Below are 16,694 nucleotides of genomic sequence, written 5' to 3'. Positions count from 1 at the left end.
GCGCGTGGTTACTCACAACCCCTCCGGCGCGTAGTCGACGAGCGGTGTACCGCCGGCCACGTACAGCGGGTGCTTCGGCTGCCCGTTCGATATGACCCCCAGGGCCTTCAACCGCACCCCAGCTTTGGCCAGCGCACGCGCCATGTCGGGCCCGCGGTTGGCGAGGACACCACCGCCGCCCCATGCGGCGATGACAAGGTCCGATTCGCGTACGGCCTGCCGGACGAAACTTGCGTTGTGCGGGCCGACGGGGTCCGGGTGGTGGCGGAGCAGCGCCGGGTTGGTGGCGCGCAGCGCGAACAGGTTGATCACGACCAGACCGCCGCGGCCATGGTCCTGGGAGAACGTCTTGCACCTGCGGATCGTCGGGTCGTCCGCGAGAGCGTCCGCGGTGCTCGGGTTCAGCATCAGCCACACCGCCAACGGCAGACTCGGATCCCAGATGCGGGTGAGGAGGTACCGGTACGTGCGGCCCGTGTCGAACACCGCGGTCGCGGCGAGACCGTCGACGGTGTCCTCAACGTCCACGACGACGTCCAGGCCGTGATCGCGGGTGAGCGTCGGTGTCTTCATCCGTCGACCCCCAACAGCCCACCCAGACCCGACCGCTCGATCGACAAGTCCAGAATCAGCAGGCTGTAGTTCTCATCCGTCAGCCCATCACATGCCGCGGGCCGACTGCGGTCACCCTCGGCACGCTCCTTCAGGGCATGCATGCAGCGGACGCTGATCTGGTCCTGCGAGAAGTACCAGAAGTACCCGGTGGTGGCGCCCACGATGAGAGCGGCGGCCACAGACAGGGCGATGATGGTGCGGCGGGTCAGCTTCACGGGGTGGGCTCCTCAGTCTCAGCGTCCTGCCGGGCGAACTCCTCGTCGATCCAGGTTTGTGCGGGGAAGCCCATGCTGTTCGCGGTGTCGGCCATGTCGTCGCCGTACGACGCGAGTTCCAGTTCCTCCTTCAGCTCGAGGGCGAACCGGCGGGCCCCGGTCGGGTCGACCGCGGCCAGCTGGAGCAGCAGGCGGTGCGCGGACCACGCCGCCACGACACCCCAGGACCTTTCGGCCATGATGTGATCCCGTGGGTCGGTCGTCGTGCGCATGTCCGTGACGATCGCGCCGTTCAGGAACCCCTCGTGCAGGCTCCGGATCGCGGCCGGGCCGGCGTCCGGCTCACCGGTCGGATGCACTTCCGCCAGGTGTGCGGCAAGGACGGTCTGCCGGGCCTCAATGTCCGCCGTGGGCAGCTCCTCGGAGGACCAGGCGCAGGCTTCGTTGTTGGGGTCGGTGCAGAACACGAGGCTGTACGTGGGCTCTTCGGGCATCAGGACTCCTTAGTGGTGGTGCTGTCACGGGCCGCGAGGTGCTGCGCGGCAAGGTCGGGGTCGTCGGGGAGGTCGCCACTGGGCTGGGTTTCACCGGGGAAGCGGGAGGGTGTACGGCTGGCGGGTCGCTGCGAGAGAGCCCGCAGGGCTGCGGTCCTGCGGGCGGTAAGACCGGTCACGGCGTGCCCCCGGTGTTGATCTGCCGGGCCACCGCGAGGGCGGGCCTGACGTGCTGGCAGGGCATCTCTTCGCAGCAGGTCTCGCAGATGGCGAGGCCCGTGCCGTGGATGCGGCTGGCGGTGGCGCTGTCGGCAGCGTGGTCCAGCCAGTCGGCGAGCGGAGTCGCCAAGTCGGGGTCGACGGCGACCTTCAGGCCGGGGAGGTGGAACGGGTTCCGCAACTGGAAGGCGGCGGTGCGGAGTTCGTCGGCGGGGCTGGTGGTCATGTGGTCCTCCGTGGTCGTGTGCGGGCCTGTGGCGCCCTCGGGGCTTGTGGGTGCCGGTGTGCGGGTGTTGGGGGCCGTGGCGGGCGCGTGGCGCGCCGGGTGGGAGTCAGGGCGCGCCACACCGGGGGTTACGGCTGGTCGGGGTCGCTGCGGTGGCGCCAAGCGCGGGCGGTGCGCACCGGGTCGGTGGCCAGCAACAGGGCGGCAAGGACGGCTTGCCGGGGCCGGGTTGCCCACCGGTCCAGGTGGAAGCGGAGTTCCCAGTTGGCCCAGTCTCCGAGGCGCCGCCAGGGCTGCCAGCGACCGAGTCCGTACCCGGCGGCCAACGCGGCGAGGATCACGGCGGCGGTCACGTCTGCTGCGCCCCGTCCTCGTTGGCGGTTCCAGGGCATCGGAAGACGACTTCCATGCGCAGGAACAGGTGCGCCGGGTGCTGGGTCGTGGTGCCGCACTCCCGCTGCTCGCGGGTCGGGGCTACGGGCGCCCCGTCCTCGGCCTGCCCACCGGACCCGGCGTCGGTGACGGTGCAGCGGGCCAGGATGTAGCGGGCGAGTGCCCGGTACTGCTCCTCGCCGGACTCGGCCAGGTCGTCCCACTTCGGGTAGTCGCCGTTGTGGAGGTGGACGTCGCCGTCGGACAGCAGACGGGCCAGGGCGGCCTCGTCCAGCGTGGCGGTGCGGGCCTGCTCCAGATCGGCACGCAGGCGCTCCACCGTCTGCGCGGACTCGGCTGCCTCGCGGGCGGTCCATTCGAAGCGGCCGTTCATCTTGTTCAACTCGGCGCGCAGGCGGGCGTTCTCCTCGCAGGCGATCTCGTACTGCCGCTTCTCGTCTCGCAGGGCGTTCGCCGCGTTCACGGCCAGACTCGCCAGTTCGGTGTCGGGCACAGGTCGGGCAGAGTGGACGCGCTTGGGAACGTCCCCGTCCAGCCTCCAGCCGTCGCCGGGCCGGGTGTCGGGTTGCACCCCGGACGCGGCGTGCTGCTCGGTCCACTCGGCGGTCGGTCCGGGCGGCCATTCGCGCCGGAGCCGGATCAGCTCGGCCATCGGGGACTCGGCGGCGGGGTTCGTGGGCTCGGGTGTGGTGAACGGCGGCTCGCTGCCCGGCGCCGGCTCGGCCACACGCTGCGGGGTCCAGGTGCAGCCACACCCATCCACACACCCGTACACGCCGTGCTCGGCGGCCTGGTGGGTGCACGGGGTATCCGCGCGGCACTCGAACTCGGTGCTCATGTTGATCTCCTGCGGGGTTGATGGTGGACTGCCGTGGCGCCCGCCCGGATAGCCGCCGGGCGGGCGTACAGCACGGGTCACGGGGCGGGGAAGCTGGTCACGTCATGCACCAGCCGGAGTCACACGCCCCATCGCCGTCGTCATCGGCGAGGGGCAGCAGGTCAACACCGGCGGGGATTGCCTCACGGAGCGGCCGGCCGAGGCCGGTCAGGTACGCCGGGTCCTTGCCGAGACGGACCCGGCGGGCGACGAGCGTGTCCTCCAGGTGGCACGCCTTGTCGAACAACTGCGGCTGCTCGCGCCGGAGCTGGTGCCATTCCGACGGGCGTTTCATCGGGCAGAACCAACACGCCGACTTCGGAGGCAGCGGGAGCCCCGCAGCGCGGATGATGCGCTGGCAGTCCGTGCGGCGCAGGCCGAGTTCGAGCAGCGGATACGTGACCCGCTCGTGCGGGATGGTGGACCGGTTGTTCGCCCGGTGGATCTCATCGAGGCTGATGCCGATTCCGACGGTGGCCGGGTTCTCCTCGGTCGCGCCCCGCTGCTTGAGCCAGCGACCAATGACCTTGATCTTGAACTCGGCAGTGCACGGGCGGTTGCCGGGCCCGGCACCGTTCATGTGAACCGGGATGCCGATGGACCGCGACTCGGGGCGAACCAGGTCGGCGTACAGGGTTCGGGTCTCACCGCGGCGGGGGCCGTTGCGTCCGATGCGGCTGAGTTCGACAATCTCCAGCCCGTGCTTCGCAGCGAAGGGCTTGGCGTGCTCCTCGATGTACCGCAGGGTCTCGGGCTGCTCGCTGTCGCCGCCGACGTTGGCGAAGACGAAGGTGCGGAAGGGGATGGTTCCGTCAGCTGCAAGGGCGAGGGCGGCGTTGGACTGCTGGCCGCCTCCGTAGCTGAAGACAGAGTCCGGGGGCTGGGTGCTCACGAGTTCCTCCTCGTACATGTGCGGGGTTGTGGGCGCGGGCCGGCGAGAACCGGAACGCGCGGCAGTGTCAGGCGGCTGCGGCGGCGGGTCGGTGGTACGGGGCTTCAATGGCGTCGGCCAGGTCGTCAAGGTGCTGTCGTTGTTCTGCGGGTGTCCATCGGCGGATCGAACGGCCGTCGATGGTGAGCGGGGCGGGGGTGTCGCCGAAGGTGCCGGTGGGGGTGTTGTCGGGGCGCTGGCAGGTGTGGATGTAGCGGGTGCGGGTGTTGGCGGCCATGGCGTGCTCCTGACGGTGGATGGGGGAGGGCCGCCCGCCGGTGGCTGCGAGGGTCTGGGCGGGCGGCCCGTATGCGGGTGGGGGGTGGGACCGCCCGGCCTCCGTGCGGGGGTTGGCCGGGGCCGGGCGGTCAGGGCCTTCGCGGGGGCGCGAAAACCCAGCTTGGGGTTACGCGAGCGTCGGCGTGGAGGTGACAGAGGCGTAGAAGGCGCGCAGCTTGTCGGCTTCCGTCTCGCGAAGTACGGCGATGTCAGCGGCCGTCTGGAGGCGCAGCGTGGCCCGGTCCCGGAAGTCGCCGTGATAGGTGGTGAGCATCCACGTGCCGGGCTGCATGCCCGCTGCCGGTTCGCGGAGTTCGAGGTAGTTGCCGATGCCGAGGTCGGCCAGGCTTTCGCCGTTGTCGAGTTCGACGTCGAAGCAGTCGACTGTCATCACGGTGTTGGACATGGAGGTTCCTCCTTGGATGGCAAATGTGGCGGGGGTGACTCGGTAGTCGCGGGCGTCGTAGCCGTGGGCGGCCCACGTCGCTGCGTGCGCGGGGGCCACTTCGGTGAGGAGATACGTGCGGACCTTGTCGGCGGCGTCAGCGGACACGGTGTGAACGGTGTCGGGGACGGTGTAGCCGTTCGGGTCCAAAAGGCGGAGTTCCGGCATAGGGATCCCCTTGTGCGGTGGGTTGTTGTGCGGTGGTGCCACCTTACCAATTCGGTATGGCTATAGCAATACGCGTGACGGAGGATCACACGACAAAGGGGCCCAACCCCCAACGGGTCAGGCCCCACGCCGAACAAACGCGCCATCAGAACGGCGGCGGCTCATCACCTCCCCCACCCCAACCGCCCGAACCCGGCGCCGACTGCGACCACGGATCCTGCGCAGCCGCCTGACGCACCTCCTGCCGGCCCTGGCCCTGACCCTGGCCGGAGCCCGACACCTTCGTGACCTTCGCCGTCGCAGACTTCAGGCTCGGACCGACCTCCTCGACATCCAGCTCATACACCGTGCGCTTCACGCCTTCCTTGTCCTCGTAGGACCGCTGCTTCAGCCGGCCCTGCACGATGACGCGCATGCCCTTCTGCAACGTCGAGGCCGCGTTCTCAGCCGCCTGGCGCCACACCGAGCACGTCAAGAACAGGGCCGGGCCGTCCTTCCACTCGTTCGTCTGCTTGTCGAACACCCGCGGAGTCGACGCCACGGTGAACTTCGCTACCGCTGCGCCCGCCGGGGTGAACCTGAGTTCCGGGTCGGTGGTGAGGTTTCCGATGATCGTTATGACGCATTCTCCAGCCATGGCTAGGCCGCCTTTCGTGCCCGTTGGGGGCGTCGTCTAGTGATCGGGCCTCCGACTTGCTTCCATTTGAGGCCCAGGACTATGTGGCGCAGCGTCGGCACGGCTATGCCGAACTGGCCTGCGAGGGTTCTGGCATCAGCGCCGAGCGCGTACGCCTCACGTATGAAGATGACTTGCTGTTCGACAAGCTTCGCGGATGGCCGCTGACTGCCGACCGGCATGAGCCCGCGGGCCCAAGCATCGTCTACGTTGTTCTGCCGAGTTCCGAAGTACAGATGCCGAGGGTTCACGCACGGCGGGTTGTCGCACCTGTGACACGTCTCCATGCCAGGCGGAATCGACTGGCCGAGGTGCATCTCGAGCGAGAAGCGTGCAGCAGAGACGACCTTCCTGTCGTACCCCATGAAGTAGCCGTGGCCTGTGGGGCGGCGCGCTCCCTGCCATTCCCAGCAGCCGGGCCCTCTCTGTACCTTCGCCCAGAACAGTTCCGGCTTTGTAGGCCGGCGACGCTCCTCGGGAGGAGCCTTCTTCCACCAGCGCAAGTAGTGGGTGTTGCAAAGCCTGCGAGACCGAACGGGCCTGTCGCAGCCCTCTTCGGTGCAGGTTTCTCCGGGCCCCCGCGTCGTGATCTGCGGGCGTGGCTGGGTAGAGTCCACGATCAGCCCTCCTTCCGGTGTCTTCGGATGGCGGGTCAGGGGCCGCTTTGGTGCTCTAACACCGGCGGCCCCGAACCTTATTATCGCAGGTCAGACCCTGTTTTGTGGGCGTTTTACGCCGCACTCTCCATCTCGTCGATTCCAAACTCGGGGCTGCTGATCAACGCCAAGTCGTCACACACCACCGCGGACAGCGGCCATTCCCGGCCCGCCCGCTCGTACTGCCTCTTCAGCCGGTACACCGCCCGCTCCGTCGTGAACTTCTCCAGGCCATGCAGCGCGTCCACCTTGGCGCGGGACATCCCGCGGTCCTGGAACTCCTGCATGGCGACAAGGAACTCGGTATCGGACAAGACCACCTGCGAGCCGGCCACGTACCGCTGCACGGCCACCATGTCGACGACGTCCGGTTCCTCCGTGTCCACCGACACCATCGGCCGGGCCGCAGGGTCATCGATCGTGTCGTCATCCCACGCCAGCGCCGAATGAAAACCGCACCGTTTGGCGTCACCCCGCACCCGTGTCACGGAGTTCAGCGGAACACCGTGCTCCAGCGGATCCTGGTTCCACCAGGCGTCGTACACGGCAACTACCGCCCTGGCCATGCGGGCAGGGACGCGGTCCTTGTTGCAGGCTTTCCGGAAAGCCTGCTCGCCCATGCCGGCCTTCTTGGCCATCATGTGCCGCGGCCAGCCGCGTACCGCCAACGCTTCCACCCGTCGGCGCGTGCCAGTGGAATCGATACGGGCCGCATCCGGGAAGTCCTCCAGAGCCGGCCAGAAGCCCATCACCAACTCTGCCGTCTCCGCCCGGATCAACTTGCTGGGCCCGTAACCGTCACGTCCCCACATGAGGTGCTGCAAGGACGACTCCTGAGCAAGCCCCAGCCGCTTCGCGATCGCCCAGTAGGACATGCCAGAAGCGTTGATCTGCTTCAAGTGCTCGCGTACGGGCTCCGAGTCCACGAACGGCTCCCACTGCCCCAACTTGATCAACCGTCGGCGCCGGGCCTGCCAACGGGCCGAAGCCAGCCGAAGTGCGGGAGTGTTGTGCCGCGTCATGACGCCACCGCCGTACGCTCCGACGCCTCGTCCAACTGCCGTCCTTCCATCAGTTGGATGGCCTCGCGCAGCGCCTCGGCACCCACGCCGATACGAATCGCGATGCGCTTCTGCCCCATGCCCTGCGCGAGGAACTCCTGCACCTGCGGCCACGCCGCGACAACACGTTCCACGGCAGGCTTGTGCGTCAGCAGGTCCATCGGCACACCCAGGCGCCGGTACGCCAGACGCAGCACGGGCATCGGCACACTGGCCACGCGACCGGTGCGGCCGGGCTTGCCCAGGCGGCGGGCAATCTTCCCCAAGTCCGCCTTCTCCTCCAGCAACCACTTCAGCAGCTGGTTCTTGTGTGCCGCAGCCAAACGGTCCGCAGCCTCCAAGGCCGCCGTCGCATCCGACCGGCCCCGGTGCCTCCGTGCGGCCTTCAGCTCATCCTCCGACAGGCCGCCCCACACACCGCACGTCTGACCGGTGGCCAACGCCCAGTCCTGGCAGGCGAGCATCACCGGGCAACGCCGGCACACGGCCTTCGCTGCCGCTTCCTGCTCCTCCGCCGGCCTGCCGGATCCGCTGGGGAAGTGCAGGTCGGCGTCGACGAGACGGCACGCGGCTTGGGACTGCCACGACGTTTCGGTCGCGGCACGGGGTGCCGGGTTGCTGAGGGTGCTGACGGCGGGCCTCGTAAGGCGGCGGGTGACGGCGGTCATGTCGGGTCTCCGAGGGTGTAGAGGCGGATGATTGCTCCGGGCTGGTCGAGCGCGTCGGGGTGCTCGCCGGGGTAGGCCTTGGTGGCGGTGACGCGGATGATGCGGGAGTCGTCGGCGACGGCTTCGGCGTCTGCGATGCCGTCGAATGTGGAGCGGATGAGCTTGTCGATGTCTCCGCTGTGCCGGGTGATGGGCCAGGTGCGTTTGCGCTTGGGGGCCGTGGTGGGCTTGAGGACGGTGAAGACGATCTCGGCTTCGATGGGCCCGTCGAGGGGCTCGTACATCTGGCGGTCGTTGAGGACGGCGTCGTAGGTGGCGGAGGTGACTAAGGCCCGCCAGGGCTTGACGCGCTTGGACTGTTCGACGAGGACGGCGCTGATGCGGCCGGAGGCGGCGTTGCGGCGGTGTCCGGCGTACTTCTTCGAGCCCTGAGGCGCTGGGCGGCCGTGGACGACGATGGTGAGGCGGTGCTGGCGTGCGAGGTCCGGGGCGGTGGTCACCACGCGACCTCCGTGTCCTGCCGAAGCGCGGCGTTGGCGATCTCTTCGTTCGGCGTCCAGAAGCCGAGGGCTCCCTTGGCGGGGACGGGCTCGGGTAGGGCGGTGACGTCGGCGAGGGTCCAGTGGTAGGTGTTCTCTTCGCCCCACGGCCCGCAGCAGGTGCCGTCGGCGGAGTAGTGGCAGCCGGTGATGGTGGCGATGGCGACGACCGCGCTGTACACGTCGAGGTGGTCGCCGTAGACGGTGGCGCTCTTGTCGGGCTGGGATCCGGCGTGGATGAGGATGCGGGCGCCCTCATGCTTGGCGGGGAGCTTCCACGTTCGGTTCTCGACCCTTTTCGACTGATGGGCGATGGCGCCAGCCCAGGGCTGGCGGATGGTCAGAGCCTTCATGAGGCGATCTCCCTGATGTGGATGGGGCCGTGGGGGGTGGTGCGGAGGTATGTGGCTTCGCCGGTGCGGTGTCCGCAGTGCCAGTGCGCGCAGTACCGGCAGTGGTAGATGCGGAAGCTGGGGCCGCCTTCGCGTCGTATCTGGCTGGCGCGGCGCTTGGCGGCTTTGCGGGTGGTGAAGCGGGCTTTGCCGAGGCAGGACACCTCGTACTCGGTCACCGGGGCTCGGGGTACTCACGGACCCGCAGTTCCTCGGGCCAGTCGGCGGGCTTACCGCCCTTGGCGTCGGTGGCGTTGTTGTCGCGGGCCCAGATGGAGCCGAGCTGCTTGACGAACGGCGCGGCGCCGGCTGCACGGGAGTCGGTGATGAGGTCGGCCACCCAGGCGGTGTCGAGGGGCCGGGCGCCGGGGCCGGATTCGCCGCCGATGATGGTCCAGTGGATGCCGTAGGCCGCGCCGGGCTCGTAGCCGCAGGACGGCTCGTGCGTGTAGTAGGGCGGCCCGTAGCCGCCGCAGTTGCATCCGCCGACCGCTTCCATGAGGGGCAGGCGTACGGGTCCGAGGAGCGGTTCGCAGGAGAGAAACCGCACGGCGGCGGGGGTCTGGGCGAGGGCGGGGATACGGAGGTCGGCGCGCTTCTGGTCTTCGACGCTGACGCCGAGCCAGACGTTCGGCAGAGGCCAGTTGAAGTCGCCGCAGCCGGGGCGGATGCGTTCGCGGTAGTCGTCAACCAGGTAGACGAACTCCTGGCTGCCAAGCAGTGACCGCATCCGGCCGTGCCGCTTCGTCAGGACCTGGTACGTGTGCTGTGGAGTGAGGGCCATAACCGCGAAGGCCTGGGCGATGAACTCGTCGGTGACCTTCGCGTGGAAGAGGTCACTCATTGAATTCACAAAGACGCGGCGGGGCTTCTTCCAGCTCAGCGGGTCAGTCAGCGCGTCCTGGTGCATGGCGAGGCCGAAGCCGGGGCCGGACGTCTTCGGGTTGCCGTCGGTCTGGTACTTCGCGGAGCCCATGCCCTTGAGGCGCTTGGCCATGGTGAGGGCATAACACCGGTCACACCCAGGACTGGTGCGGTCACAACCCGTAGTCGGATTCCATGTCTGGTCGGTCCATTCGATGCTGGTGTCAGCCATTGCGCGTCTCCTTCGGGGTATTGGTGCGGGGTGCGGGGAGGCCGAGGTGGATGGCGAGGGCCCGGCAGGCGGTCTGGTCGTTGTTGGGGTTGTTGATGAAGGCGGCGACTCGGGCCATGACGCCTCGCAGGTGGGCGAGTTCGTCTTCGGCGGCCTGGTTGACGGTGGAACTGTGGCGGAGCTCGGTGGCGAGACCGGCGAGGTATTCGCCGTCTGCGGTGTTACGCATCTCTGGCCTCCTTGCCGGGCTCGGTGATGGCGTCGTACACGTCGCGCGCCCAGCGGGCGTCTCCGAGCGCGGTGTGCGCCACGTCGTTTCCGGGCGGCTCGACACCGACTGCGCGGGACAAGCCGCGGGAGGAGTACGGCAGCTGCGGGTAGTCGGCGGGGAAGAGGAAGTCGCCGCCGTAGGCACCGCTGGCCGCCTGACCGAGCCGGTAGCCGGCGGCGAGGGTGGCGATGTCGACCGGCCGGTAGTGCCACTGCGCTGATCCGGGTCCGAGGAGCTTGCGGAGGAAGCGGTCGTCGAAGCCGGGGTTGGAGCCGATGAGGATGGCGCCGCGCAGGACGCTGAGGATGCCGCTGACGGCCTGCGTGCGGGTCAGGTGCTCAATGAGCCTGCTGCCGTCCGAGAAGGTGCGGATGCTGGCGGCCTGGGCGTCGTCGGGGACGGCGAACCGGGCTTCGTAGCGGCCGATGCGCAGTGCCTCGGGGTCGGCCTTGGTCAGGTCCGGCGTGAACTGCCATACGTGCTCGGTGTCGGTGATGGAGTTCTCGCGAAGGATCACAGCGACTTCCCACGCCTCGCCAATTTCGGCGTTGAGGTGTGTGGTCTCGGTGTCGACGAATGCGAGGGGGGTCATGTCTGGGGGTGCTCCTTGGTCTGGTCGTTGTCGGCGGCGTGGGTTGCGCGGAGGGTGGTGACGTCGGTGGCCTGGGTTTCGGCTGCGGAGGTGCGGGCGCGGTGGATGCCGTTGCCGAGGTTGCGGGCGCGTCGGGCTTGGGGGTTGTGCCGGATGCAGTCGGTGACGGTTACGGCGAGCAGGGCGAGGGCGATGGGTCCGCCGATGTGGGCGGCGTGCCACTGGTCGTGGCGGCACAGCTGGTGGGCGGTGAGGTGTTGGGGGTTGCGGGTGTAGATGAGGCGGGTTCCGGTGTCGGTGAGGGTGGTGGCCATGCCGTGGCTCATGCCGGTCCACGTGTCGTACGGGGCGTGGATGCGGAGGGAGCCGGCGTAGAGGGCAGCTGAGGCGGCGTTGGCTTGGAGGTCGAAGTAGTGGGGGGTCTGGGTGCCGTCGCCGGGTATCGGGGTCTCGGGCTGCGGCTTGACGAGGCTGATCGGGCGGCGGGGCTTGGTGAGGTCGACTCGGGGTGTGGGCTTCGTCTGGTCGACGAGGTGGAGCTTGCGTGCGGGACGGGCCGTGGGGGGCTTCTGCTTGCGGTTGCGGCGGGTGCGGGTGGTCACGGTGGTTCTCCGTCCTGGTGGTGCGGGTGGTGTGGTGCGGTGGTGAGTGCCGGGCGGTGGTATGCCGCCCGGCACGAGCGGTGCGGGTCACGCACCGCCGATCGGGTTGCCGTTGGCACGCTGCAACTCGGCAAAGGCGCGCTCGTCGCAGTCGTGCGGGCACGACTCGCCGGACCGGTACTGCTCGCACATCTCGGTGCGGGACTCCAGCGCCGTCTCGGCCGCCTGGAGTCGCTTCTCCAGCAGGCTGTTCGCCTCGACGGCCTCGGCCAGGAGGGTGCGGGTGTAGGCGAGTTCGGTGCGGAAGATCGGCAGAACTTCCTTGACGTACCTCGCCCAGCAGCGCTCGCAGTCCGGGCAGCCACGGTCGCCGGGCTCGAACCCGCACTCACCACAGAAGGCACCAGCGAGGGACAGCGCCGCGATGATCCGGCCGCCGATCTCCTGCTCGCGCTCCGGCGGCAGCGCGGTGGCGGGGGTCATCGGGTTCCGCCCTGCGGGAACGCCTCGTCCAGAATGGCGCGGATTTCGTCGGCATCCCGCTGCGACAGTTCGACCGTCCGCAGGTTCCGGCTGCGGCCCACGTACTTCGGGCCCATGAGGCGGTAACCGTGGCCGCTGTCCTCGCCGTCCATGGCGTTGATGCTGAGCTGGTACGCCGGGAACCGCTTGTCGCTGTTCGCCGTGTCCAGCGTGATGGTGACCTTCTTGCTGGTCGCCGGGGCCTGCTCTTCGCGGGTGGTGGTCGTGTCTGTCATGTCAGTTCTCCTGTCGGGTGAGAAGGGCGTAGTTGACGGCGGTGGCGTGGAGGTAGCCGTCGATGAGGCCCTGGGCGTACATGGGGTCGTACTGGTCGGCCATGGAGGCGCGGGCGTGAATGCGGCGGGAGGGGAGGCCGGTGATGGCGGCGAGTTCGCCGTCGGTGTAGCCGGTGGTCCAGGAGTCGTCGGGTCCGGTGGTGTCGGCGTGGGCGGTGGTCATGGTCGTCATGGCGTGGGGTCCGTTCGGTATCGGAGGGAAAGGGCGAGTCAGGCAGCGATCGAGGTGTGGCGGAGGACGCCGAGGCCGTTGGCGGTGCGGAGGATGCGGCCGATGACCTCGGACGCCGTGGGCGGGGCGGTGTGCCCGATGGGGGCGGTCGCCGCCCAGTTGGAGACGTGCTCGATGTGGTCGGGCACCTCATGGCCGGGGACGATCTCTGTGACGCACGGCTCGCTGTCGAGGGCGTTACTGATGGCGCGGATGGCCTGCATCGCGGGGGCGGAGCATTCGATGAGGCGGATCGACGCGTCCTCGTCGGTGGAGAACTCCGGAGGGAAGCCGCCCTCCGCCGCGAAGTAGATGGCAGCGCACACGTCCAGGGCGTCGGACTTGGAGTCTGCGAACTGGTCGCCGGTGTGAAGGCCGAGGAGGTCGATGAGGTGCGCGGCGCGGCTGAGAGTGTCGGCGATGCTGGTCATGGCGGTCTCCGTGGTCGTACGGGCGTGAGAGGTCTGGGCACCCGGCCCCGGTGGGCTCTTCCGCGCCCATGGGGCGGGTGCTCAACCGGGGCCGGGGAGCTGGGGTGTTACTCGTCGCCGGTGAGGCGGTGTTCGTCGGCGCACACGGGGCACTGGACGCGTTCGACGGTGCCGTCCAGGTGCGTGCGGGCGAGGTTCGCGTCGAAGACCCGGTCGCACAGGCAGGTGCAGGTGCACAGGGCGATGTCCTGGCTGTCCGGGAGCTGGAGCCCTATGACCTGGGCGGCCTGCGCGTGCAGGGGGCGGATCTCGTACAGGCTGATCGCCTGGTCGGCCCGTTCCATGAGGGCGGTGAACTGGTCCGCGAGGTGGGCCGGGATGCGGTGGAGCTCAACTTCGGCGGGGAGCGTCTGGGCGTGCGGGAGTACGGCTGTGGCCATGTCTGGCTCCTGAACTGGGGTACTCCGACCCGTGAGTGACGGGTCGTTGTCGGCTATGCCAGACTAACCCACGAGTATGGCTATAGCAATACGCATGACGGTGTGGGCATGAGAAAGCCCCCGCCCAATCCCCTGGGCGGGGGCCACTCGGTACTGCCGGCGCGGGTCACTCGTCCCGCTTCGCCACCTCATCGCGATGCACCTGAAGCATCTCGGTGTACGACACCAGACGAGGTCCTCGACCTTCCCGCTGGACCCGGACGTTGTGCTTGGCTATCCAGCGGTTCAGCGTCGTCTCCGACGCCTTCTGACCTGTCTCCCTGAAGAGGTCGGACACCTCTGCGATGGTCAGCATGTCGTCGTCCGGGGTGTAGCTGGTCATGGCCACATCGGGCTCCCGATGATCGACGGTCGAAAGTTCGCAGCTGACTCCGGCCGATGACGGGCGGGGACCCTCCGTCAGGGTTCCCGTGGTGCTGTTCAGTTGTCCCGTGACGGGTGATTCTTCTGGTGCTTGGTAGACACCCGAACCGTCTGTCAGGTTGCGGTAGCTTTCAACATCTTTTGTCGGGTGACGTGTTCATGCGCCAGGTGCTTCAGTTCCCACATGCGCGCGAGGCCGTCCTCGTCCCGGCAGTCGCGGTTCGCGCACACGGCTCGCTTCTCGGGGCGCCGCCAGAAGAGGCCCCAGCATCCGCACTCGGGGCAGGGGTGCTTGCGTACGACTTTGGTGTCTCCGGCCTGGATGGCGTGCTCAAGCCCCTGCCGGTAGATCACCGCTTCGCGGGCGAGGGTGCGTTCCGCGTCAAGGCTGGGGGTGCTGGCGCGCCACCAGTCGTATACGTCGGCGACGTTCGCGGGCATGGGGCCGGCGTTTTCGGTGCGGTTGGCGCTGACGTGGTCCTGGGCTTCGCGGACGCTGGCGGTGATGTGGTCGATGATGTCGAGGTCGAGCGGTGCTTCCGGGTGGGTGGGCCCTCCGCTGCGGGGCAGCTTGTTGACGGAGCCTGTCGGGAAGCGCCAGATGCGGCCTTCGAGGGTCCGGAGTCTGTCTGCCGCGTCGCCGTTGTCCGTGTTCCCCATGTCTTCCCCGTTCGCCCTGGGCCCGCGGGGGCGCAGTGCGTAACGGACGGTGCCGGGCGCGCGCCGGGGGCCGGAGAATGTGACTCCGTGTGTTCCGGACGCCCCATGATGGCATGACGAGTTGGCTTATTGAACAGGTTGTTGCGAATGATCTACAGACGGTTCCGAACTCGTTGCACCATAAAGCGACCTGACGAAACATCAGGTCACGGGCTGTTTCAGAGTCGCTCCGGAGCGTCGCGCATCCCCTGGATCATCGCCGTCAGCATGCTGTGCTGCTCTGGCTCGATAGCGCCCTGCGCCAACGCCCCGTTGATGAGGCCGAGCACACCGTCGAGGGTGATGCGCATGGCGTCGGCGGTCTTCCCGTCCGTCAGGGTGCGCCCGTGCGCCGTGAACAGGGCCTGTACCTGTTCCCCTATGCGCTGCAACGGGTCGTCCGACAAGGCGTCCGGCACGGGGGCAGGCTGCGGTTCGGGGATCGTTCCGGTGCGGCGGCCCGTGGTGCGGTCGGCAAGATGAATGACGGTGCCGATCTCAAGGCCGGGAACGGGCTCCGAGTCGTGGACCTGATCTGCTGCGGGCATGGGGCGTCTCCGCTCGCGGCAGATCGGGAAGGTCTACGTCGTGCCGGTTGGGGGCCGGTCCCCGCGCCGGCCCTGGTCTGCCAGCCAGGACCGTGACGCATACGGTGACACACGAAATGGCCGGTGTGTAAGGCTCGCCTCATTTTTGGCGCGGTCCTGACCCTGGGGGCGGGTGCCGGGGGTACGCTCCGGGGCATCCGGGGTGGGGGTATGAGGAAGCCCCCGGAGGCTAGGGGGCTGGAGTTTTGCCGACAACAACCACGCTGGCCCGCCGGGGGCTCGAGACCTCACGGGCATGCCCGTAACGGCACGGCCAGTGTAAGCCGGGAAGTCTCCGTGCTGGTAGAGCTGGTGCGAACTGGCTTTGCTGGTACGGATTGTGAGGCAGGGGCGGCGGGAGCTGCGATCCCCTTGGGGGCTACCCTCCGCCCCTGCTGTCGCACGTCGCCCGTGGAGACGCCGACCGGACACCCTGTACATGAATGTTGTTCAAGGGAAAGAGTCGGTAAGCGGTTTCACTCGTCTGGCTGACTGAAAAACCCAGGCAAGGTACACGTATCCTCCCGTACCTCCTCCGCCACATGCAACAGCCCGGCTCCCCCACCTGACGTAGGGAAACCGGGCTGCTGTGGTCCGATCGGTCAGCTGTCCGCGTCGTGGATCAGTTTTCCGAGCGCTGCAATGTTCTCCGGTCTCATCCACTTCCGAATCAGGTAGTAAACGACCTGGGGCTCGCCCCACGGGACCGCGCCAACGGTCACCAGGTCCGGCGGTTCCTGGCTGTCGTCCTGCTCGGACGACTCCGAACCGGGTGGCGGGCGGTCCTGTTCGTCGGCCGTCTGGTTTACCGCGGTAAACAGCTCCCCCTCATCCGCCGGTGGCTCTGGTGCGGCTACCAGGTTCCGGGCAGGGCTGGCGGCCACAGAAGGGGGCGGGCCTTCATTCTGCGATTCAGGCGCCGTACGGGCAGGCTGGACGGTTGGACTGACGGCAGGGGCCGGTGCCGTCTCCACCTTCGGCGCGGATGACGTCCTGGCGCGAGGCAGGGCTTTTGCCGCCTGGCGCTTCTGAACTTCCTCCCGCCATGCCGGCCCCTGTTCCTGCGCGGGAAGGCCGGCGATGTCCCGGCCGACTCGGATCGGGAGCTCTCCCGCGCTGACAAGGTTCTGAAGCTCGGTGGTCAGCTTGAGGAGCTTTCGCTGCTGGCTGACCCAGCCCTTTGTCTTGCCGTAGTGGGCTGCGACCTGGTCGGCTCCCCCTAGTTCGATGACCATCGTTTCGATGCCGAGGGCCCGTTCGATGGGGTCGAGGTCTTCGCGGTCGTTGTTCTCGGAGAGGACCGCGTCGAGGAAGTCCGCCCGCGAGTTGGCGACGGGCTCGTTGTGGACCACGTTCAGCGTCGTCAGCCCTGCGGCCATGGATGCGCGGTAGCGGCGCTCACCGTTGGCGATGACGTACTGGGCGTCACCGACAGTGGCTTCCTCGTCGGGCCACAGCTTGAGGTAGCCGGCTCGGGATACGACGACCGCGGGCTGGAGTTGCCGCTTCTTCAGGATGAGGCCGAAGGCTTTGAGGTCCTCTTCGGTGCCGAAGTTCCGGCGGGGGTTGAAGCGGGTTGGCACCAGCTGTGTCAGCGGCAGCGTGAGGAGCAGCGGATCGCTCATGCCGGGGACGTCTTCGACTTTCTGTCCGGCAAGAGAAAGGATGCT

The 16,694-nt window shown here is 68.4% G+C and carries 28 protein-coding genes and 1 pseudogene; all 29 read right to left on the bottom strand.

Features of this window, described 5'->3' with window-relative positions:
* Positions 1-12 precede the first annotated feature (12 nt).
* Complete coding sequence (locus tag ACFWHU_RS34605; protein WP_387229922.1) at positions 13-573, bottom strand: DUF1643 domain-containing protein; 561 nt, start codon at positions 571-573, stop codon at positions 13-15.
* Positions 570-830, bottom strand: coding sequence for a hypothetical protein (locus tag ACFWHU_RS34600; RefSeq protein WP_387229920.1), 261 nt, complete (start codon positions 828-830; stop codon positions 570-572). The genes ACFWHU_RS34605 and ACFWHU_RS34600 overlap by 4 nt, the downstream gene beginning before the upstream one ends.
* Positions 827-1,324 carry a hypothetical protein gene (locus tag ACFWHU_RS34595; protein ID WP_387229918.1) on the bottom strand — a complete coding sequence of 166 codons (498 nt, stop codon included), beginning with the start codon at positions 1,322-1,324 and terminating at the stop codon, positions 827-829. The genes ACFWHU_RS34600 and ACFWHU_RS34595 overlap by 4 nt, the downstream gene beginning before the upstream one ends.
* A gap of 175 nt (positions 1,325-1,499) precedes the next feature.
* Positions 1,500-1,769, bottom strand: coding sequence for a hypothetical protein (locus tag ACFWHU_RS34590; protein ID WP_387229916.1), 270 nt, complete (start codon positions 1,767-1,769; stop codon positions 1,500-1,502).
* A 128-nt stretch (positions 1,770-1,897) separates the two neighbouring features.
* Complete coding sequence (locus tag ACFWHU_RS34585; RefSeq protein WP_387229914.1) at positions 1,898-2,122, bottom strand: hypothetical protein; 225 nt, start codon at positions 2,120-2,122, stop codon at positions 1,898-1,900.
* Positions 2,119-3,000, bottom strand: a complete 882-nt coding sequence (locus tag ACFWHU_RS34580; RefSeq protein ID WP_387229912.1) for a hypothetical protein — start codon at positions 2,998-3,000, stop codon at positions 2,119-2,121. The genes ACFWHU_RS34585 and ACFWHU_RS34580 overlap by 4 nt, the downstream gene beginning before the upstream one ends.
* A gap of 97 nt (positions 3,001-3,097) precedes the next feature.
* On the bottom strand, positions 3,098-3,931 hold the full coding sequence (locus ACFWHU_RS34575) for a phosphoadenosine phosphosulfate reductase (protein WP_387229910.1): 834 nt from the start codon (positions 3,929-3,931) through the stop codon (positions 3,098-3,100).
* Positions 3,932-3,998: 67 nt separating this feature from the next.
* Entirely contained in the window at positions 3,999-4,208 is a 210-nt protein-coding gene (locus ACFWHU_RS34570; protein ID WP_387229908.1) for a hypothetical protein, read from the bottom strand.
* A gap of 168 nt (positions 4,209-4,376) precedes the next feature.
* Positions 4,377-4,802, bottom strand: a complete 426-nt coding sequence (locus ACFWHU_RS34565) for a hypothetical protein (protein WP_387229906.1) — start codon at positions 4,800-4,802, stop codon at positions 4,377-4,379.
* Positions 4,803-5,007: 205 nt separating this feature from the next.
* Positions 5,008-5,499 carry a single-stranded DNA-binding protein gene (locus ACFWHU_RS34560; protein ID WP_387229904.1) on the bottom strand — a complete coding sequence of 164 codons (492 nt, stop codon included), beginning with the start codon at positions 5,497-5,499 and terminating at the stop codon, positions 5,008-5,010.
* A gap of 2 nt (positions 5,500-5,501) precedes the next feature.
* Positions 5,502-5,855: a hypothetical protein gene (locus ACFWHU_RS34555; RefSeq protein ID WP_387230060.1), complete on the bottom strand. Its 354-nt coding sequence runs from the start codon at positions 5,853-5,855 to the stop codon at positions 5,502-5,504.
* 413 nt (positions 5,856-6,268) lie between these two features.
* Positions 6,269-7,216 carry a hypothetical protein gene (locus ACFWHU_RS34550; protein WP_387229902.1) on the bottom strand — a complete coding sequence of 316 codons (948 nt, stop codon included), beginning with the start codon at positions 7,214-7,216 and terminating at the stop codon, positions 6,269-6,271.
* Positions 7,217-7,596: 380 nt separating this feature from the next.
* Positions 7,597-7,923: pseudogene (locus ACFWHU_RS34545) on the bottom strand (WhiB family transcriptional regulator); the annotation flags it as partial.
* Entirely contained in the window at positions 7,920-8,426 is a 507-nt protein-coding gene (locus tag ACFWHU_RS34540) for a RusA family crossover junction endodeoxyribonuclease (protein WP_387229900.1), read from the bottom strand. The pseudogene ACFWHU_RS34545 and the gene ACFWHU_RS34540, both read right to left, overlap by 4 nt.
* Positions 8,420-8,815 (bottom strand): hypothetical protein, encoded by a 396-nt coding sequence (locus tag ACFWHU_RS34535; RefSeq protein WP_387229898.1) that lies wholly within the window; start codon positions 8,813-8,815, stop codon positions 8,420-8,422. The genes ACFWHU_RS34540 and ACFWHU_RS34535 overlap by 7 nt, the downstream gene beginning before the upstream one ends.
* Positions 8,812-9,033 carry a hypothetical protein gene (locus ACFWHU_RS34530; RefSeq protein ID WP_387229896.1) on the bottom strand — a complete coding sequence of 74 codons (222 nt, stop codon included), beginning with the start codon at positions 9,031-9,033 and terminating at the stop codon, positions 8,812-8,814. The genes ACFWHU_RS34535 and ACFWHU_RS34530 overlap by 4 nt, the downstream gene beginning before the upstream one ends.
* On the bottom strand, positions 9,030-9,950 hold the full coding sequence (locus ACFWHU_RS34525; RefSeq protein WP_387229894.1) for a DUF5131 family protein: 921 nt from the start codon (positions 9,948-9,950) through the stop codon (positions 9,030-9,032). The genes ACFWHU_RS34530 and ACFWHU_RS34525 overlap by 4 nt, the downstream gene beginning before the upstream one ends.
* Positions 9,943-10,179: a hypothetical protein gene (locus ACFWHU_RS34520; RefSeq protein WP_387229892.1), complete on the bottom strand. Its 237-nt coding sequence runs from the start codon at positions 10,177-10,179 to the stop codon at positions 9,943-9,945. The genes ACFWHU_RS34525 and ACFWHU_RS34520 overlap by 8 nt, the downstream gene beginning before the upstream one ends.
* Positions 10,172-10,813 carry a hypothetical protein gene (locus ACFWHU_RS34515; protein ID WP_387229890.1) on the bottom strand — a complete coding sequence of 214 codons (642 nt, stop codon included), beginning with the start codon at positions 10,811-10,813 and terminating at the stop codon, positions 10,172-10,174. The genes ACFWHU_RS34520 and ACFWHU_RS34515 overlap by 8 nt, the downstream gene beginning before the upstream one ends.
* Positions 10,810-11,415 (bottom strand): hypothetical protein, encoded by a 606-nt coding sequence (locus tag ACFWHU_RS34510; RefSeq protein WP_387229888.1) that lies wholly within the window; start codon positions 11,413-11,415, stop codon positions 10,810-10,812. Before ACFWHU_RS34510 ends, ACFWHU_RS34515 begins: the two co-directional genes overlap by 4 nt.
* Positions 11,416-11,502: 87 nt before the next feature.
* Positions 11,503-11,898 (bottom strand): hypothetical protein, encoded by a 396-nt coding sequence (locus ACFWHU_RS34505; protein ID WP_387229886.1) that lies wholly within the window; start codon positions 11,896-11,898, stop codon positions 11,503-11,505.
* Complete coding sequence (locus ACFWHU_RS34500; RefSeq protein WP_387229884.1) at positions 11,895-12,173, bottom strand: hypothetical protein; 279 nt, start codon at positions 12,171-12,173, stop codon at positions 11,895-11,897. Before ACFWHU_RS34500 ends, ACFWHU_RS34505 begins: the two co-directional genes overlap by 4 nt.
* Before the next feature lies 1 nt (position 12,174).
* Complete coding sequence (locus ACFWHU_RS34495; protein WP_387229882.1) at positions 12,175-12,405, bottom strand: hypothetical protein; 231 nt, start codon at positions 12,403-12,405, stop codon at positions 12,175-12,177.
* A gap of 38 nt (positions 12,406-12,443) precedes the next feature.
* Positions 12,444-12,875 (bottom strand): hypothetical protein, encoded by a 432-nt coding sequence (locus ACFWHU_RS34490; protein ID WP_387229880.1) that lies wholly within the window; start codon positions 12,873-12,875, stop codon positions 12,444-12,446.
* Positions 12,876-12,982: 107 nt separating this feature from the next.
* Entirely contained in the window at positions 12,983-13,315 is a 333-nt protein-coding gene (locus tag ACFWHU_RS34485) for a hypothetical protein (protein WP_387229878.1), read from the bottom strand.
* Between the two features lie 166 nt (positions 13,316-13,481).
* Positions 13,482-13,697: a hypothetical protein gene (locus ACFWHU_RS34480; protein WP_387229876.1), complete on the bottom strand. Its 216-nt coding sequence runs from the start codon at positions 13,695-13,697 to the stop codon at positions 13,482-13,484.
* A 155-nt stretch (positions 13,698-13,852) separates the two neighbouring features.
* Entirely contained in the window at positions 13,853-14,398 is a 546-nt protein-coding gene (locus ACFWHU_RS34475; protein ID WP_387229874.1) for a hypothetical protein, read from the bottom strand.
* 218 nt (positions 14,399-14,616) lie between these two features.
* Entirely contained in the window at positions 14,617-14,985 is a 369-nt protein-coding gene (locus ACFWHU_RS34470) for a hypothetical protein (RefSeq protein WP_387229872.1), read from the bottom strand.
* Between the two features lie 641 nt (positions 14,986-15,626).
* Positions 15,627-16,649 (bottom strand): ParB/RepB/Spo0J family partition protein, encoded by a 1,023-nt coding sequence (locus ACFWHU_RS34465; protein WP_387229870.1) that lies wholly within the window; start codon positions 16,647-16,649, stop codon positions 15,627-15,629.
* Positions 16,650-16,694 lie beyond the last annotated feature (45 nt).

Source organism: Streptomyces sp. NPDC060366 (genome assembly GCF_042725135.1).
GTDB lineage: Bacteria > Actinomycetota > Actinomycetes > Streptomycetales > Streptomycetaceae > Streptomyces.
This window is presented reverse-complemented; position numbering and strand designations above follow the sequence as displayed.

Bases quoted from the DNA above. Each gene is read 5' to 3' on its own strand.
- ACFWHU_RS34605 (WP_387229922.1), bottom strand. From the start codon at position 573: ATGAAGACACCGACGCTCACCCGCGATCACGGCCTGGACGTCGTCGTG.
- ACFWHU_RS34595 (WP_387229918.1), bottom strand. From the start codon at position 1,324: ATGCCCGAAGAGCCCACGTACAGCCTCGTGTTCTGCACCGACCCCAAC.
- ACFWHU_RS34590 (WP_387229916.1), bottom strand. From the start codon at position 1,769: ATGACCACCAGCCCCGCCGACGAACTCCGCACCGCCGCCTTCCAGTTG.
- ACFWHU_RS34580 (WP_387229912.1), bottom strand. From the start codon at position 3,000: ATGAGCACCGAGTTCGAGTGCCGCGCGGATACCCCGTGCACCCACCAG.
- ACFWHU_RS34570 (WP_387229908.1), bottom strand. From the start codon at position 4,208: ATGGCCGCCAACACCCGCACCCGCTACATCCACACCTGCCAGCGCCCC.
- ACFWHU_RS34560 (WP_387229904.1), bottom strand. From the start codon at position 5,499: ATGGCTGGAGAATGCGTCATAACGATCATCGGAAACCTCACCACCGAC.
- ACFWHU_RS34555 (WP_387230060.1), bottom strand. From the start codon at position 5,855: ATGCACCTCGGCCAGTCGATTCCGCCTGGCATGGAGACGTGTCACAGG.
- ACFWHU_RS34550 (WP_387229902.1), bottom strand. From the start codon at position 7,216: ATGACGCGGCACAACACTCCCGCACTTCGGCTGGCTTCGGCCCGTTGG.
- ACFWHU_RS34535 (WP_387229898.1), bottom strand. From the start codon at position 8,815: ATGAAGGCTCTGACCATCCGCCAGCCCTGGGCTGGCGCCATCGCCCAT.
- ACFWHU_RS34525 (WP_387229894.1), bottom strand. From the start codon at position 9,950: ATGGCTGACACCAGCATCGAATGGACCGACCAGACATGGAATCCGACT.
- ACFWHU_RS34520 (WP_387229892.1), bottom strand. From the start codon at position 10,179: ATGCGTAACACCGCAGACGGCGAATACCTCGCCGGTCTCGCCACCGAG.
- ACFWHU_RS34515 (WP_387229890.1), bottom strand. From the start codon at position 10,813: ATGACCCCCCTCGCATTCGTCGACACCGAGACCACACACCTCAACGCC.
- ACFWHU_RS34505 (WP_387229886.1), bottom strand. From the start codon at position 11,898: ATGACCCCCGCCACCGCGCTGCCGCCGGAGCGCGAGCAGGAGATCGGC.
- ACFWHU_RS34500 (WP_387229884.1), bottom strand. From the start codon at position 12,173: ATGACAGACACGACCACCACCCGCGAAGAGCAGGCCCCGGCGACCAGC.
- ACFWHU_RS34495 (WP_387229882.1), bottom strand. From the start codon at position 12,405: ATGACGACCATGACCACCGCCCACGCCGACACCACCGGACCCGACGAC.
- ACFWHU_RS34490 (WP_387229880.1), bottom strand. From the start codon at position 12,875: ATGACCAGCATCGCCGACACTCTCAGCCGCGCCGCGCACCTCATCGAC.
- ACFWHU_RS34485 (WP_387229878.1), bottom strand. From the start codon at position 13,315: ATGGCCACAGCCGTACTCCCGCACGCCCAGACGCTCCCCGCCGAAGTT.
- ACFWHU_RS34480 (WP_387229876.1), bottom strand. From the start codon at position 13,697: ATGACCAGCTACACCCCGGACGACGACATGCTGACCATCGCAGAGGTG.
- ACFWHU_RS34475 (WP_387229874.1), bottom strand. From the start codon at position 14,398: ATGGGGAACACGGACAACGGCGACGCGGCAGACAGACTCCGGACCCTC.
- ACFWHU_RS34470 (WP_387229872.1), bottom strand. From the start codon at position 14,985: ATGCCCGCAGCAGATCAGGTCCACGACTCGGAGCCCGTTCCCGGCCTT.
- ACFWHU_RS34465 (WP_387229870.1), bottom strand. From the start codon at position 16,649: ATGAGCGATCCGCTGCTCCTCACGCTGCCGCTGACACAGCTGGTGCCA.